This window comes from Pseudonocardia sp., assembly GCF_050246655.1.
GTDB lineage: Bacteria > Actinomycetota > Actinomycetes > Mycobacteriales > Pseudonocardiaceae > Pseudonocardia.
In genome coordinates, this window is the sequence record NZ_JBFWVQ010000122.1 from 1 (window position 1) to 16,048 (window position 16,048).

Below are 16,048 nucleotides of genomic sequence, written 5' to 3' on the forward strand. Positions count from 1 at the left end.
GGGTCCCACCGCGACGGCGACTGGATCAGCCCCGCGAGCATCGCGCCCTCGGACACCGTGAGCTGGCCGACGTCCTTGTCGAAGTACGCCCGCGACGCGGCCTGGACGCCGTAGGCGCCGCGGCCGAAGTAGATGAGGTTGAGGTAGTTCTCGAGGATCTGGTCCTTGCTCTGCTCGCGCGTGACCTTGACCGCGAGGACGACCTCCTTGTACTTGCGCCACAGCGAGTACGAGTCGTCGCCGGTGGTGTTCTTGATGTACTGCTGGGTGATCGTCGAGCCGCCGCCCGTGCCGCCCTGGAGCTGGTTCCAGGCGGCGCGGGCGATGCCGGTGAGGTCGAAGCCGCGGTTGGACTCGAAGGAGCGGTCCTCGGCCGCGAACACCGCGTGGCGGACGTGCTCGGGCACCTGGTCCAGCCGCACCGTCACGCGGTTGACGTTGTCCGGCTTCACGGTGGCCAGCGGCGTGCCGTCCGCGAACGTGTACGTGGCGACCTGCGAGATCTTCACCTCGCCGTTCGGGGTCTCGAACATCAGGTAGCCGGCGAGGAACGCGAGCGCCGGGCCGACCACGAGGAGCGCCGCCAGGCCCACGAGGACGCGGCGCGTCGTCCGCCAGGGGCCCGACGGCCGCCGGGCCGGGGGCGGCGGCGGGTCCTGGTGGACCGCCGTCGCGAAGCCCGGCTCGCCACCGATCGTCGGGCCGGACCCGTCGTGGGTGAGCAGCGGCATGGCGGGAGCGCCGAAGCCGCCGGGCGGTCCCGGTGGGCGGGGCGGCGGGCCGACGTGACCGTTGCGGGCCGTCCCCGCCGGGCCTCCGGCGGCGCCGTAGGGAGCCTGGACGTGGCGGCTGTCGCCCGCGGACGCCCCGTCACCGCCGGCCGGGCGGTACCGCTGGGGCAGCGCGCCCGGTGGACCGGGTGGATGGGGGGGCCTGCCCGTGGGGATCGGGTGACCGTTGGGGAGCGGGGGGTCGGAGTGATCGGTCACGTCAGCTCCTCGCTGGCGTTCGTCTCAGTCGTTCCCGGGGTGTCGGGCGCAGCGACGACCTCGCGCGCTCGGTCGCGGCTTGCCCCGGGGGCGGCAAGTGGCGGGGGGAGTTCACTCGGCGGCGGTCCTCCGTCCGCGGTCGGGGCGGCCGGCGCGATCGGGGGGTGCGCCGTCGCCCGTCACGTAGGAGAGAACGAGGTGGTTCCAGCTGCAGGTGCGGCAGACCTCGACCACGTAGACCGAGATCTCACGGTGGAGGGCGGCGAGACGGTCGAGCTCCTCGGGGGCACGCGCCGAGCCGGACGCGTGGCGAAGCTCGTCACCGAAGATCCAGGAGACCTCGGCGAGCCGCTCCTTGCGGCAGACAGGACAGGTGCGATCCGTGGCTGCACCGTGGAAACGTGCAGCTCGCAGCAGGTACGGGCTGGCGTCGCAGACTTCGGCGACACCGACCCGGCCGGCGTGGACGTCGGCGAGCAGCGAGCGACGCTGCAACGCGTAGTCGACGACCTGCCGCTGGGTGCGCACCCGGTCAGGGTACGCGCGGCCACGGCGCGCACACGGGCAACGTCGTGAGGGCACCCCTTCGTGCGGTGACCGGTCCCTCAGCGCGCCGACCTGATGTATCGGACCGATATATAGTCGGCGGCAGTCCGTTCCGCGAGGGGGGTGCCGTGCTGGAGCTCGCGATCCTCGGCCTGCTCAACGAGGCCCCGGTGCACGGCTACGAGCTGCGCAAACAGCTCGGCCTGCGGCTCGGGGGCTTCCGGGTCTTCTCCTACGGTTCGTTGTACCCCGCGCTGCGTCGGCTGACCCGGGCCGGCCTGATCGCCGAGGAGACCGCACCGCCCGTGGCCGAGGCGGGCTGGTCGCGGCGCGCCCGACGGGTCTACAAGATCACCGCGGACGGCAAGGAGCGGCTCACCGAGCTGCTCTCCCGCTGCGACGCCCAGTCCTGGGACGACGAGAGCTTCGGCGTCCACCTGGCGTTCTTCTCCCGGACGCCCGCCGAGGCCAGGATGCGCATCCTGGAGGGCAGGCGCCGCCGGGTCGAGGAGCGGCGGGAGGGGCTGCGCGCCGCGCTGGCGCGTGCCGGGGAGAAGGTCGACCGCTACACCCGCGAGCTGCACCAGCTCGGACTGGACACCACCGAGCGGGAGGTGCGGTGGCTCAACGAGCTCATCGCGCACGAGCGCGCGGCACAGCAGGACGCCTCCGGCGGCGAGGCCGGACCGGACGACAGGAAGCGGATGAAGGAGAGCCCCGAATGAGCAAGGTGCGAGTCGCCCTCGTCGGCGTCGGGAACTGTGCGGCGTCGCTGGTCCAGGGCGTCCACTACTACGCGGACGCCGACCCGGGGACCCGTGTCCCGGGGCTGATGCACGTCGACTTCGGCGGCTACCACGTGCGGGACGTGCAGTTCGTCGCCGCGTTCGACGTGGACGCCAAGAAGGTCGGGCGCGACCTCTCGGAGGCCATCCTGGCCAGCGAGAACAACACGATAAAGATCGCGGACGTGCCGCCGCTGGACGTCCCGGTGCTGCGCGGGCACACCTTCGACGGCCTGGGCCGCTTCTACCGCGAGACGATCACCGAGTCCGACGAGGAGCCGGTGGACGTCGTGTCGGTCCTGCGCGACACGCGGGCGGACGTGCTCGTCTCCTACCTGCCGGTGGGCAGCGAGGAGGCGGACCGCTTCTACGCGCAGTGCGCGATCGACGCGGGTGTGGCGTTCGTGAACGCGCTGCCGGTGTTCATCGCGTCGGACCCGGAGTGGGCCGAGAGGTTCCGGGCCGCGGGCGTGCCGATCGTCGGTGACGACATCAAGAGCCAGGTGGGCGCCACCATCACCCACCGGGTGCTCGCGAAGCTGTTCGAGGACCGCGGCGTGCAGTTGGACCGGACGATGCAGCTCAACGTCGGCGGGAACATGGACTTCCTCAACATGAAGGAACTCGAACGCCTGGAGTCGAAGAAGGTCTCGAAGACGCAGTCGGTCACCTCCCAGGTCGACCGTGACCTCGGCCGCGACAACGTGCACATCGGCCCGTCGGACTACGTCGCCTGGCTCGACGACCGCAAGTGGGCATACGTGCGGCTGGAGGGCCGGGCATTCGGCGACGTGCCGCTCAATCTCGAGTACAAGCTCGAGGTCTGGGACTCGCCGAACTCGGCCGGGATCATCATCGACGCCGTGCGCGCGGCGAAGATCGCCAAGGATCGCGGTATCGGCGGCCCCATCCTCTCGGTGTCGAGCTACTTCATGAAGTCGCCGCCCGAGCAGTACAGCGACGACGAGGCGCGCCGGGCCGTCGAGGAGTTCATCCGCGGCGACCGCGAGCGCTGATCGCTCGCGCAACCTTCTCGCCAGCCCCGGGAGCCGCTACGGCTCCCGGGGTTGTTTTCTTTTCGGAATTGTTGGCAACGTTCCAGGTCTTTCTGATCCGGAAGCATTTTCACACCATCGGCGCAGTTCAGCGCCGCTCATCGCGCGCCGGCAACCGCAGCGTCCGTTCGTGGCGGTGGTGCAGCACAAACGCCACGCGTGTGACTCCGGCGAACCGGTGACAATTTGTGCGCCGAACTGGTGATCCGTATCACAGTCCACGACGCACCGATGAGACATTCGTCATTCCCTTTTTGCGTGATCTGTTCGTAACGTGCCGGATGGCCTCGTGAGACCGCTCTTCAACCGGAAGGGCGGGCGCGGGGTCACCGCCAGCGAAACGGCGGGACGGCGCCTCCGGCCGCCCAGCCCGCAATTTCCGAGGCGGTGCTCTCCCAAGGAAGAATCGTGTCGCACAGAGCACCGATCACCCGTGCCGCACTCGTCGTCTCGGCGGGCGCCCTCGCGCTCGTCACGGTGCTGCCCGCCACCGCGGCGGCCGATCCCGTCGTCACTGCGCCCACCACGATCGTCACGGGGCCCGCCCCCGGTCTGCACGGCACCGCGCACGTCGACCCCGCCAGCATCCTTCCCGCGCCCGACCCGGTCGCGGCCCGCGCCGCCTCGGCTGTGACGATCGCCATGAGCAAGATCGGTAAGCCCTACCGCTACGGCGCGACGGGCCCCAACGCCTTCGACTGCTCGGGGCTGGTCCAGTGGACCTACAGGCAGCTGGGGGTGAAGCTGCCCCGTACCAGCCGCGCCATGGCCGGCGTCGGCAAGCCCGTCGCCAAGTCCGACCTGCGCCCCGGCGATCTCGTCTTCTTCTACAAGCCGATCAGCCACGTCGCGATCTACATCGGCAACGGCAAGATCGTGCACGCCAGCACGTCGGGGAAGCCGGTGAAGGTCTCCGACCTCGCGGGCAAGAAGTTCACCACCGCCCGCCGGGTCTGATCCGCCGAGGTAGCGTTCGGGCGCGTGATCGCCTCCCGACCCCTCGCGCTCGTCACCGGAGCATCGCGCGGCATCGGCGCCGCCACCGCCCGCGCGCTCGCCCCCACCCACGACGTCCTGCTCGGGGGCCGTGACGCGGCGGCGCTCGACGGGGTCGCCGCGGGGCTGCCGGGGGCGCGCCCCTGGCCCGTCGAGCTCACCGATCCCGCCGCGCTCGCCGCGGCCGTCGAGGGGATCGAGCGGCTCGACCTCCTCGTCCACTCCGCGGGCATCGGCCCGCTCGGCACCGTCGAGGAGAGCCCGGCCGAGCAGTGGCGGCAGACGTTCGAGGTGAACGTCGTCGCGGTCGCGGAGCTCACCCGCCTGCTGCTGCCCGCGCTGCGCGCCGCCCGGGGGCGGGTCGTTCTGGTCAACTCCGGCGCCGGGTACAACGCGCGCCCGGGATGGGCCTCGTACGCGGCGAGCAAGTTCGCCCTCCGCGCGTTCGGCGACGCCCTGCGCACCGAGGAGGCTCCGCGCGGCGTCCGGGTGACGTCGGTGCACCCCGGGCGTACGGACACCGACATGCAGCGCGGCGTGATCGCCCACGAGGGTCGCGAGTACGACGCGGCGAGCTTCCTGCGGCCGGAGTCGGTGGCCGAGGCGATCCGGTTCGCCGCGTCGGCTCCGCCGGACGCGGACGTCACGGAGCTGTCGATCCGCCCGGCCGCGCGCTGATCCTGCCGGATCCCGGTACGAGCGGCACCCTCGTCCGCACCTCGCGTACGCGGGGCCCCTTCGTTCGTCGACACGGCCCGGACGCGGGCGCGGCCACTACGCTCGGCGCCGATGGACGAGCGCCCGCCCCGCGAACCGGCCGAGCCGGGCCCCGAGCCCGGCTGGTACCTGGCCGGGCCCGCGCCGCTCGCGCATCCGCCCGCGGTACGGCACGCCACCGAGCCGCCGCCGGGGCGCGGCACCTGTGACACCCCCGGGGCTCCGTCACGGGGCAGCGGATCGGCCGGACCGTCCCCGGGAGACGCGCCGGGGGGGCCGCCACGCAGCGGCGCGTCGGCGTGGGCGCAGCTGCGCGCCGCGTGGGCCGCCGGCGGCGGGCACGGTCCTTCGCGGTGGCGGCGGGTCGTCCGGACCCCGCGGGCGGCGGCCGGGCTGGGCATCCTCGCCGCGGCCCTGCTGCTGTGGCCGTTCTCCGGGTGGGCGGGCCTGCCGTGGTTCGCCGGCCTCGGTGCGCTCGTCCTGCTCGCGCTGCTGCGCCTGGACCGGCTCCTGCGCGGCTGGACGTGGCATCTCGCCGGGCTCGTCGTCGTCGCGGGCCTCATGTACTCGACGGGCCCGTGGGCCTGGGCGCTCGCGGCGAGCATCGGAGTCCTGCTGGCCGGCCTGGTACAGCTGCCCGCCTGGCGGGTCGCGGCCGTCGGGGCGGTGCTGGTGGCGGTGGCGGCCACCGGGTTCGCGATCGCGCAGTACCGCACGGCCGAGCAGATCCAGGCCCAGCAGGCGCAGACGCAGGTGGAGAGCCGCGGCCGGCTCGGCGCCCCGCGCCCGGCGGCGGTGCTGCCGACGCTGCTCACCACCATCGGCCGCGGTGAGACGGGCGCGGTGTGTGATGCGCTGCTGGATCCCGCCGCTCAGCCCCCCTTCGCGGCCTCCGTGGGGCAACCGGACTGCGCCGCGGCCGTCCGCGCCCTCGCCGCGCAGGTGACAGACGCGAACGCCTACGCCAAGGGGTCGGCGCCGCCGGGCACGCACCGCGGTGCCGAGTTCGACGTCGACGCATGCCACCTGACCTGGCGTGCCAGCACCACACCGCCCGGCCCGCAGCTCGGGCACCTCACCGTCGGTCCGATCCCGGGCGGCACGACCTACGCGGTCACGGCGTTCCGTCCCTGCTGAGCGCCCCCGCCACCCCCTCTCGTGGCGAGCGAACGGCCCATATGGGAAATAGGTCTTCCCGTACGGGCCGTTCGCGCGTGGGGGCGGCGGGTGCGGGGTGCCCGGTCAGTCCTTCGCGGTGTCCGCGCCCGCCGCCTCCTCGGCGCCCTCGCGGGTCCCCGGGCCGACCGCGGCGCCGTTCGTGCCGCCTGCGGGCGACCCACCGCTCGCCGCCCCGTCCCCGCCGACCGGCGTGTCGCCGCGCTTGACGGCGGCGAGCAGCATCTGCGACACGTCCTGGATCTGGACGTTCTCGCCGGCGCCCTCGCCCTGTTTCTGGGTGAGGCCGTCGGTGAGCATGGTCTTGCAGAAGGGGCAGCCGACGGCGATGGTGCCGCCCGACCCGGACCCGGAGCCCGCGGTGGTGAGGGTGTCGAGGGCTTCCTCGGTGCGGGTGAGGTTGACCCGTTTCCCGATGCGTTCCTCCATCCACATCCGGGCGCCGCCTGCGCCGCAGCACAGGGAGCGGTCGGCGTGGCGTGGCATCTCCGACAGGTGCGCGCCGGCCGCGCCGACCAGCGCGCGCGGGTCCTCGTAGATCTCGTTGTGCCGGCCGAGGTAGCAGGGGTCGTGGTAGGTGACCGGCCCGCCGGCGTCCGACCCGGCGTCCGGCGCGGCCACCGGGACCAGCTTGCCGTCGCGGATCAGGGTGTTGAGCAGCTGGGTGTGGTGCACGACCTCGTAGTGGCCGTCGAGCTGGGGGTACTCCCGGCCGAGGGTGTTGAGGCAGTGCGGGCAGGTCGTCACGATCTTGCGGGTGCCGGGCCCGCGGCCCTCGAACACGGCGTTGAGCATCTCGACGTTCTGCATGGCGAGCATCTGGAACAGGAACTCGTTGCCCGAACGGCGCGCCGGGTCGCCGGTGCAGGACTCCTGCGGGCCGAGCACGACGAAGCCGACGCCGGCGCGGTGCAGCAGCTCCGCGGTGGCCTGGATGGTCTTCTTCTGGCCGTCGTCGAACGCGCCGGCGCAGCCGACCCAGAACAGGTACTCGGTGTCCGCGGACAGCTCGCCGGCCCCGTCGGCACCGAACACCGGGACCTCGAAGTCCAGCTTCTTGGCCCAGTCCAGGCGATCGCGCGCGTTCTGGCCCCAGGGGTTGCCCTTGTTCTCCAGGTTGCGGAACAGCACCCCCAGCTCGGAGGGGAACTCCGACTCGATGAGGACCTGGTGGCGGCGCATGTCGACGATGTGGTCGACGTGCTCGATGTCGACCGGGCACTGCTCCACGCAGGCACCGCAGGTGGTGCACGACCACAGCACGTCCGGATCGATCACCCCGCCCGCCTCCAGGGTGCCGACCAGCGGGCGCACCGCCTGTGCGGGCCCGGAGCCGTGGATGCGCTCATAGCCCGACTCCGCCACCCCGTGCCCGTTCGTCGACGGCTCGACCGCGGCGAGGTCGACCGACCCCTCGTCGGGGATCTCCTTGCCGCCGATGATGTAGGGCGCCTTGGCGAGCAGGTGGTCCCGCAGATCCATGATCACGATCTTGGGCGAGAGCGGCTTGCCGGTGTTCCACGCGGGGCACTGGGACTGGCAGCGGCCGCACTCGGTGCAGGTCGCGAAGTCCAGCATGCCCTTCCAGGTGAAGTCCTCGACCTTGCCCCGGCCGAAGGTGGCGTCGTCGGGCGGGTCCTCGAAGTCGATCGGCGTGCCGTCGTGCTCGATCGGCCGCAGCGGGCCCAGCGCCTTCGGGAACCGCTTGGCCGAGACGTTGATCGGCGCGGTGAAGATGTGCAGGTGCTTGGAGTAGGCGATGATCACGGTGAACACCAGCATCACGCCGATGTGCAGCAGCAGCCCCACGCTCTCCCACACCTGAAGCGTCGGCTCCGGCACCCCCGCCAGCAGGTCCCCGACGGCGATCGAGACGAACGCCCCGGACTCATACGGCAGCACACCCAGCGCCGACGCCGCACCCCGGTAGAAGAACATCGTCCACAACACGTTGAAGATCATGAAGAGGATCAGCCACGCGCCCCCGGTGTGGCTGCCGTAGAAGCGCGACGCACGCGCCTCGCGCTCGGGGGAGTTGCGCAGCCGGATCACCGCGAACACCCCCAGGGAGACCATCGCGGCCGCCGCGATGAAGTCCTGCAGGAAGCCCAGCACCTCCCACTGCCCGATCAGCGGGATGTGGAAGTCCGGGTCCGCGAGCGCACCGTAGGCCTCGATGTAGACGGTCAGCAGGATCACGAACGCCCAGAACGTGAACAAGTGCGCCAGCCCGGGCACCGTCCACTTCAACAACCTGCGCTGCCCGAACACCTCGACGAACTGCGCGCGGATCCGCGGGCCGAGGCCTTCCAGGCGGTCGTGGGCCGGCTGGCCGGACGAGATCAGCTTGTAGAGCCACATCGCGCGCCTGCCGGAGAATGCGATGGCGGCGACCGTCATGGCCACGCCTATCACGAGTCGGACGACGACACCGGTCTCCACGGCTGACCTCCATTGGACTTCGCCTGCGGGTGGTGGACCGCGAGCGTTCCAGGCACCTTAATCGGGCGAAAGGCAGTCCGGCCCGGTCTGTGGCCCCCACTACCTGACGGTAACTAGTGGCATTGACGACACCGCCTTCAGGTCGGGTGCCGGCCATGGTCGGAACGCTGTACGCCGCCTCGGACCCCGAGATCGTGAAATGCGTGTGAGCTGGCGGCGCGTCGCCCGGGTTGTCCCGGGCATTGCCGTATCCCAGCGCTAGGATTCCGCCGGTGAGTCGTGCTCTACTCGACGCCGGGCCCGGTGGGGACACCGTGCCCACCCGCCCGGGTGCGGGCCGGTCGGGGCTTGGGCGGATCGGGCGGGGCGACCACGAGGAGGGTTCGCCGTGACCACCGCACCGCTCACCGTGCTGGCGCAGGGGCTGGGCACCCAGCCGCTGCAGAACTGGATCCAGGGCAACATCGTCCCGCTCATCCTGCTCGCGATCGCGGTGATCCTGCTCTGGATCGGCGGTCGGGGGGACAACGCGGGCGTCGCCCGCCGCGGTGCTGCACTCGTCGTCGGGCTCCTCGTGCTCGGCATCGCCGTGTCCGGGCGCGCCCCGGAGGTCGGGAACTTCCTGGCCAGTCTCGTCATCGGGTGAGGTACGTGCACGTTCGCACCGACGACGACATCTACCGGGTCGACTCCGTCTGGCTCGGCCCGCCGCGGGCCACGTTCCCCTGGCGCGTGCGCTACATCGGCTACGGGGTCGGGCTGATCATCATGATGCTGGTGATGTTCGTCCAGCGACGCGTCGGGATCGGGCTGGATTTCTTCTCCGTCGCCTGGGCACTGCTGATCACCGTGCTCGTCACCCGGTTCGTCGGCGCCCGCATCGACTACGAGCGCCCGCTCGGGCAGGTGCTCGCCCTGTTCGGCCACGAGGTGCGCGGCCCGCGCCGTCGCACGGCGGTCGCGGGCGGGCCCGTCCGCACGGCGCACGTGCGCGTCCACCCGAGCGCGTTCACCCCGGGGCGGCGGCGCCCGGCCCGGCAGGCCCCGGCCGCGAAGCCCACGAAAGCTGCGAAAGCCGCGAAGCCCGCCGCACCGGATCCGTGGGCACGGCGGCGGCGCGAGCCCGGCGACTCCTGGCCGTCCGCGGACCGGCGCCGCAGTGCGGAGAGGCGACGGCGTGTCAGGGCGTGATGCCGCCGGTCCTGCCCGCCGCCGGGGACGCGCCCTGGCGGGCGAGGCGAACCTGCCCCGCTACACCCCCGACATCGCGCTGCGCTCGATCGACGGCCACCTGACGCGAACGTCCACCCAGGTGATGGCCTGGTACCGGCTCGCGGCCCAGCCGTGGAGCTTTCGCAGCGACGTGCAGCGCGAGGTCCTCATCCGCCAGATCGCCGCGCAGCTCGGCGAGCTGCAGGGCCGCTGGCTGCACCTGCGCGTCACCACCCGCCCGTACCCGGTGCACCTGTGGGCCGAGGCCTTCGACCACAACGCCCTTGGCCGGCTGCCCGACGTCGCGGGGGCGCTGGGCTGGGACGGCTTCCTGGAGGGCGAGCAGCGCCACCTCATGGGCCTGTCGATGTCGGACAAGGAGGTCTTCCTCGGCATCGAGGTGTCCGGCCGCTCGATGCTGGACCGCTGGGTGGAGAAGGCCTCGCCGGTCCTCGGCCGCGTCGCGCCCGGCACGGTGCACGCCGAGCTGGCCGCGGTGGCCACCGAGGTGGCGCACCTGGACTCGCTGGTTGCGGGCGCCGGGCTGGACGCCGTGCCGGCCACGTCCGACGACGTCGCCTGGCTCATGCACCGCTCGTGCGCCCTCGGGCTGCCCGCGCCGCGCACGGTGCCCGGCGTGCCCGGCGGGCGTGCCGCCTGGGACACCGAGGACGTCGCCGCGTTCACCGACGGCGTCGAGATGTACCAGGAGCCCTACGCCCCCACGGTGCGCGTGGTCGGCAAGGTCCGGTCGAAGAAGGTCGAGCGCGACGTCGCGGTGCTCACCATCGGGCTGATGGACGGCCTGCGCATCCCCGAGGTGGACGACCCGTGGATGCAGCACTCGGACCGGCTGAGCTTCCCCGTCGAGTGGTCGGCGCGGATCTACGTGCGCCGCCCCGAGGAGGTGTCCGGCGAGCTGCAGCGCCAGATGGGCAAGGTGCGCAGCCAGATCCGCCACTACACCCACGACCACGACCTCGATCCGCCGATGTCGCTGGCCCGCCAGGCCGACCGCGTGCTGTCCGTCGAGGACGAGCTCACCAGCGGCCTCACCCAGCTCAACACCCGCCTCTACGGCTGGTGGCGGGTCGCGGTGTCGGGCCGCGACGAGGCGGAGGCGGTCAACCGCGCCCAGCAGGTGCTCGACATCTACCGGCCGAAGGTGCGGATCGAGCACCCGGAGGCGCAGTACCGCTACGCGCGGGAGTTCGTCCCGGGCGAGCCGATCGCGTCCACGGCCTACCGGCGCCGCGGCTCCGTCATGTGGGCGGCGTCCGCCGTGCCCGCTGCCACCGCCAGCGTCGGCGACCGGCGCGGGATCATGATCGGCGAGACGTGCACGGCCACCCGCCGCCCCGTGGCCTGGGACCCGTGGCTCGCGCAGGAGGTGCGCCGGGCGTCGGGGCTGACGGCGATCGTGGGCGGGCTGGGCAGCGGCAAGTCCTTCCTGACGGGCACGATCGTCTACAAGACGCTGCGCATGGGCGCGCGCTGGACGGTGCTGGACCCGTCGGGGCCGCTCGCGAAGCTCGCCGAGCTGCCCGAGCTGGCCCCGTTCTCCCGGCACATCAACCTGTTGCGCGCCGATCCGGGCATCCTCAACCCCTACCGGGTGGTCGCCGAGCCGCGCCCCGAGCACTTCGCCGACGACGAGGATCCCGAGCGGGCCTGGCGCCGCGAGCGGTCCCTGGCCGCCGCCACCCGCCGCAGGCTGGTGCTGGACGTCCTCACCGGCCTGCTGCCGTACGACGTCGCCCGCCTGCCGCACACCCGGATCGTGCTGCTGCGCGCCGTGCGGGAGGTGGGCGGCGCCGCGGACCGCCATCCCGGCCTCGTCATCGACGCGCTGCGCCGCCACGCCCGCGACGGCGAGGAGCACTCCGGGGTGGTCGCGGACTTCCTGGAGGAGCGCCGCGAGCTGCCCCAGGCCGCGCTGCTGTTCCCCGACACCTCCCGCGAGGATCCCTGGCACGCCGACCGCGAGTACCGGCTCACCGTCCTCACCATGCAGGGCATGACGCTGCCCCGGCCCGGCAGCCCGCGCGAGGAGTGGACGGACGCGGAGGCGCTCGCCGTCGAGCTGCTCAACCTCGCGTCCTGGCTCACGCAGCGCACGATCTACGACGTGGACCGCAACCTGCGCAAGGGAGTCGCGCTCGACGAGACGCACTTCCTGTCCCAGGTGCCCACCGGAAAGGTGCTCATCGACCGGCTCGCCCGCGACTCCCGCAAGTTCAACGTGCGAGCGCTCTTCGCCTCCCAGCTCGCGGGCGACCTCCTGCGCGTCTCCGGGTTCGCGTCGCTCGTCAACGCCGTGTTCGTCGGACGGACCGACGACGCCGAGGCCCAGTCCGAGGCGCTACGGCTGCTCAAGGTGCCCACGGAGGTCGGCTACGAGGCCATGCTCGGCACGCTCTCCCCGCGACCGCGCCACGACGACCGGCCCGACGACACGCCGCGCCAGTTCATCTTCGCCGACGGCCACGGCGGTGTGGAGAAGATCCGCATCGACCTCGAGGCGCCGCACCTGGAGCACGTCCGCGAGGCCCTCGACACGAACCCCGACGCGAGCCGGGTCTCCGCCCGCGGTGCCCCACCGCAGGCGCGCATCGACGTCACCCCCCGCCCGCCCGACCCGGTGGCCGAGGTCGCGGGCGGCGACCGGCCCGCACTCGCCACCGGCGGCGGCCCGGAGCCGGCGCTGCCGGCAGGCCCGCGTACGCATCCGGACGGGAGCGCGATCGGCAACGGCGGCGTCGGGAACCGCCGCTTCGGCGACACGGACCTGCTCGACGACGAGGAGCTCGACCTCCTCGACGACGGCTCCCCCGACGACGGCCGGGCCGTCCCGGTCGAGCCACGCGGCAGGGCCGTGCGGTGATCCGGGCACGTCTCGTCGGCGTACTTCTCGCGGCGGGGCTCGCCGCGGGGGCGGCGCTGCTCGGCGATCCCACCGAGCAGGTCGTTCCAGCGCAGGTTGTTCCGGCGCAGGTCGTTCCGGCGCAGGTCGTTCCCGTCAGCCACGAGGCCCCGGCGCAGCCCGCGCCACCCGACCCGTCCCCGAACCCCCCGGTGCCGACAGGGGTGACGGGGCCGCCGACCGCGACCGTCCCCGCCCAGCCCGGTCTCCCGGGCGTACCGGGGACCTCGGGCGTCCCCGGTTCGCCGCTGCCGTCCGTGCCGGGGTTCGACTGCAAGACCCCTCCCGAGCCGGACCGTCCCGGCACCGGCCTCGTCGGGTCGCTCGACCCACCCACCTACGGTCAGGGCACGCCCGGCAGCGTGTACCACGAGGTCGGCTACGCGGGCCTGGTCTGGCACAACTACGACATCGGCTGCACCGGGGCCGCGTTCAACCCCGCCACCAGCACCGACACCTGGCTGGGCAACCAGACGTTCAACGTCGCGAAGTTCGTCGTGGCGGGCGTCAACTGGTCGCACTACCTGATCGCGGACGGCGCGGAGCTGCTCGCCCCCCTCGACGACGTCATCCGGGCGGGCACCACCGCCATGTACGAGACCGTGTTCACCACCTGGATCGGTCCGGCGATGCTGGTCCTCGCGGTGATCCTGCTCGTGCTGGCCCTGCGCGGCGACCTCGCCCGCCAGACGCAGCGGGCGGTGTTCGCCGTCCTCGCACTGCTCGTCGCGTCGGCGGCCTACCTGGCACCGCTCGACTGGACCCGCGCAGCGGACACCCTGCTGCTCGACGGCGTGACGCAGATGCAGGAGGGCTTCCTCGGCCAGGTCGGCCTCGGGGACCGCGACACGCTGCCCACCCTGCTCGTGGACCAGGTCGTCTACAGCAACTGGCAGCGCGGCATGTTCGGCTCGCCGGACGCGCCGCAGGCGCAGGAGCTGGGCCGGGACGTGCTGCGCGCGCAGACGTTCACCAAGCAGGAGGTCGCCGAGGGCCGCGACACCGCCGCGCTCGCCGAGCAGAAGAAGGCGGACTTCACCGTGCTCGCCGGGCAGATGGGCGACCGCTACCCCTACTTCACCGGCAAGTCGGGCAGCCGCGTCGGCGCGGGCCTGCTGGCGGTGGTGGAGGCGGTGTGCATCGCGCTCTTCCAGCTGCTGTCGAAGATCCTCGTGCTGGTCGCGATGCTGATCCTGCGGCTCATGGTGATGACGGCCCCTGCGATCGCGGTGCTCGCCGTCCTCAAGCCCGAGGTGCTGCCCGCCCTCCTGCGCATCGGCGGCGCCGCCGTCGTGAACGCGCTCGTCGTCGGCGCCCTCGCGGGGCTGCACGCGCTCATGGTGGTGTCGCTCTTCCGGCCCGGCTCGCCCGTCGACCTGTGGCTCGCGCTGCTCGTCACCGGCGTCGTGACGATCGTGCTGTGGGCGGTGGCGCGGCCGTTCCGGCGGCTCGTGTCGATGGTGTCGCTCACCCGCGAGCAGTTCGGCGGGATCGTCCCCGGCGTCGGGGACGGCCCCGTCTCGCGGATGTGGACCCGGATGCGCGGCGTCGACGACGGCCCGGACCGCCAGTCCCGCTGGTGGGACGAGCGCCGCTTCGGCAGCCGCGACGTCGACCCGTCCGAGGGTGGCCGCCCCGAGGCCGCCCCCGTCGTCGACGGCACGCCCCGGCGCGCGCCCGTCGAGCCCGATCCGGTGCCCGCGGTCGCCGTCCCGGTGCGTCGGTCGCTGCCGGGGGCGCCCGATCCGGGGCTCGCCGGGGGGACCGGTCCGGGCTGGGGGGACGTCCCCGACTCCGAGGACCGCGTCATCTACCGGCGCGCGGAGTCCGTCCCGCTGCGGCCGAGTTCGGCTCCGGGAGGTGCCCGCCCCGTCCACCCCGAGCTGGTGGACGGCGTGCCGGTGTACCGGATCTACCGGCCACGCCCGTCCTCGCGGCCGCCGGTGTACGACCGTGAGTAGCGATCGCGGCGCGTCGGGAGCCGACGGTGCCCATTAGGAGTCCGCACGGGCGGTCCGCCGCCTACCGGTCGCTGTGGCAGTGGCCGCTGCGCTCCCCGGTGCGGCTGGTCGTCGTGGCGGTGCTCGCCGTCGCCGCGGTGGTCGCCGTGAGCATCGGGCTCGGGTCGCTGCGGGCGGAGAGCGCGCCCCTCGGCTCCCCCGCGGGTTCGGGCGTCGCGACCACCGACCGGCCCACCGCCGCCGCGACCCCGTCGGTCCTGCCGCCCGTCCCGGAGCTGACGCCGACGACGCTGCCGCCCTCCCGGGCCCCGCAGGAGGCGCTGCAGGTGGCGTCGCTGTGGTCCCGGGCCTGGGTGCGGCCGGCCCCCGGCGTCACCGCCGACGAGTGGCTGGCCGGCCTGCGCCCGTACACGTCGGAGGAGTACCTGGGCGTGCTCGCGGCCGTCGACCCGGGCAACATCCCGGCCCGCCGCGTGACCGGGGAGCCGCGACCGGTGCGGGTGTCGCCGCGGTCGCTGCAGGTCGAGGTGCCCACGGACGCGCTGACGTTGCGCGTGCTGGTGGTGGACACCGAGCAGGGTTGGCGCGTGGCCGGCTACGAGCGGGCCTGACCGTGTCCCCCCGTCGAGAACGACGTTGTGCTGATCAAATCGCCTTGTTGATCAGCACAACGTCGTTCTCGACGGGTTGTGGGGGGCGGCGGTGATCCCCGGCGCCCGCACGCTCCGGCCGCTGCGGCTGCTCGTCCCGCTGGTGGCCATCGCGGCCGCGCTCGCGGTGTTCCTCGCGCTCGGGTTCCTCGCGTTCACCCTGAGCAGCGGCCCACCCCCGGCCACCCGGTACTGCGACGCGGGTGCCGGCATCGCCTACGGCCGTGGCGACGACGCCGGGACGACCGCCGCCGATCTCTCCGACGAGCAGCGCCGCAACGCTGCGACGATCATCGCCGTCGCCAGGGACCGGCAGGCGCCCCCGCGGGCGTGGGTGGTCGCGCTGGCCACGGCGATGCAGGAGTCCACGCTGCGCAACATCGCCTACGGCGACCGCGACTCGCTGGGCCTGTTCCAGCAGCGGCCCTCCCAGGGCTGGGGATCACCCGCGCAGGTGCTCGATCCCGTGTACTCGACGTCGATCTTCATCGACAAGCTGCTCCAGGTCCCGCGCTGGGACGAGCTGCCCGTCACCGTCGCCGCGCAGACCGTCCAGCGCTCCGCGTTCCCCGACGCGTACGCGAAGTGGGAGAACC

Annotated in this window: 13 protein-coding genes and 1 pseudogene; 11 read left to right on the top strand and 3 right to left on the bottom strand. The window is 73.1% G+C overall.

What is annotated here, in order from left to right; all coding sequences use genetic code 11:
• Both AB7J25_RS26040 and AB7J25_RS26045 read right to left on the bottom strand, forming a co-directional pair.
• Positions 1 to 989 (bottom strand): transglycosylase domain-containing protein (locus AB7J25_RS26040; RefSeq protein ID WP_428513152.1); only part of this gene is annotated, 989 nt, incomplete at its 3' end.
• 111 nt (positions 990 to 1,100) lie between these two features.
• Positions 1,101 to 1,517 carry a DUF5318 family protein gene (locus tag AB7J25_RS26045; RefSeq protein WP_428513154.1) on the bottom strand — a complete coding sequence of 139 codons (417 nt, stop codon included), beginning with the start codon at positions 1,515 to 1,517 and terminating at the stop codon, positions 1,101 to 1,103.
• A gap of 146 nt (positions 1,518 to 1,663) precedes the next feature.
• On the opposite strand from AB7J25_RS26045, the gene AB7J25_RS26050 reads away from it, so the two are divergent.
• From AB7J25_RS26050 to AB7J25_RS26070, 5 genes are all read left to right on the top strand, one after another.
• Positions 1,664 to 2,260 (top strand): PadR family transcriptional regulator, encoded by a 597-nt coding sequence (locus AB7J25_RS26050; protein ID WP_428513156.1) that lies wholly within the window; start codon positions 1,664 to 1,666, stop codon positions 2,258 to 2,260.
• A complete protein-coding gene (locus AB7J25_RS26055; protein WP_428513158.1) occupies positions 2,257 to 3,336 on the top strand; it encodes an inositol-3-phosphate synthase in 1,080 nt (359 codons plus the stop codon). The genes AB7J25_RS26050 and AB7J25_RS26055 overlap by 4 nt, the downstream gene beginning before the upstream one ends.
• Positions 3,337 to 3,783: 447 nt before the next feature.
• Complete coding sequence (locus AB7J25_RS26060; RefSeq protein WP_428513160.1) at positions 3,784 to 4,332, top strand: C40 family peptidase; 549 nt, start codon at positions 3,784 to 3,786, stop codon at positions 4,330 to 4,332.
• 27 nt (positions 4,333 to 4,359) lie between these two features.
• Entirely contained in the window at positions 4,360 to 5,049 is a 690-nt protein-coding gene (locus tag AB7J25_RS26065; protein ID WP_428513176.1) for an SDR family oxidoreductase, read from the top strand.
• Between the two features lie 111 nt (positions 5,050 to 5,160).
• Positions 5,161 to 6,225, top strand: a complete 1,065-nt coding sequence (locus AB7J25_RS26070; protein ID WP_428513162.1) for a hypothetical protein — start codon at positions 5,161 to 5,163, stop codon at positions 6,223 to 6,225.
• Between the two features lie 105 nt (positions 6,226 to 6,330).
• On the opposite strand, the gene AB7J25_RS26075 is transcribed toward AB7J25_RS26070, so the two are convergent.
• On the bottom strand, positions 6,331 to 8,664 hold the full coding sequence (locus AB7J25_RS26075) for a (Fe-S)-binding protein (RefSeq protein WP_428513164.1): 2,334 nt from the start codon (positions 8,662 to 8,664) through the stop codon (positions 6,331 to 6,333).
• Between the two features lie 430 nt (positions 8,665 to 9,094).
• Between AB7J25_RS26075 and AB7J25_RS26080 the strand changes: the two genes are divergently transcribed.
• The 6 genes and pseudogenes from AB7J25_RS26080 to AB7J25_RS26105 form a co-directional block, all read left to right on the top strand.
• The gene (locus tag AB7J25_RS26080; protein WP_428513166.1) at positions 9,095 to 9,352 is read left to right on the top strand and encodes a hypothetical protein; all 258 of its coding nucleotides are present in this window, start codon (positions 9,095 to 9,097) and stop codon (positions 9,350 to 9,352) included.
• A gap of 5 nt (positions 9,353 to 9,357) precedes the next feature.
• Positions 9,358 to 9,897 (top strand): hypothetical protein, encoded by a 540-nt coding sequence (locus AB7J25_RS26085; RefSeq protein ID WP_428513168.1) that lies wholly within the window; start codon positions 9,358 to 9,360, stop codon positions 9,895 to 9,897.
• Positions 9,884 to 12,802 (top strand): ATP-binding protein, encoded by a 2,919-nt coding sequence (locus AB7J25_RS26090; RefSeq protein ID WP_428513170.1) that lies wholly within the window; start codon positions 9,884 to 9,886, stop codon positions 12,800 to 12,802. The genes AB7J25_RS26085 and AB7J25_RS26090 overlap by 14 nt, the downstream gene beginning before the upstream one ends.
• The gene (locus AB7J25_RS26095) at positions 12,799 to 14,802 is read left to right on the top strand and encodes a hypothetical protein (protein WP_428513172.1); all 2,004 of its coding nucleotides are present in this window, start codon (positions 12,799 to 12,801) and stop codon (positions 14,800 to 14,802) included. Before AB7J25_RS26090 ends, AB7J25_RS26095 begins: the two co-directional genes overlap by 4 nt.
• Positions 14,803 to 14,828: 26 nt before the next feature.
• Positions 14,829 to 15,413: a hypothetical protein gene (locus AB7J25_RS26100; protein ID WP_428513174.1), complete on the top strand. Its 585-nt coding sequence runs from the start codon at positions 14,829 to 14,831 to the stop codon at positions 15,411 to 15,413.
• A 91-nt stretch (positions 15,414 to 15,504) separates the two neighbouring features.
• Positions 15,505 to 16,048: pseudogene (locus tag AB7J25_RS26105) on the top strand (C40 family peptidase); the annotation flags it as partial.

Coding starts and splice junctions, on each gene's coding strand:
- AB7J25_RS26055 (WP_428513158.1), top strand. CDS start 2,257: ATGAGCAAGGTGCGAGTCGCCCTCGTCGGCGTCGGGAACTGTGCGGCG.
- AB7J25_RS26075 (WP_428513164.1), bottom strand. CDS start 8,664: ATGACGGTCGCCGCCATCGCATTCTCCGGCAGGCGCGCGATGTGGCTC.
- AB7J25_RS26070 (WP_428513162.1), top strand. CDS start 5,161: ATGGACGAGCGCCCGCCCCGCGAACCGGCCGAGCCGGGCCCCGAGCCC.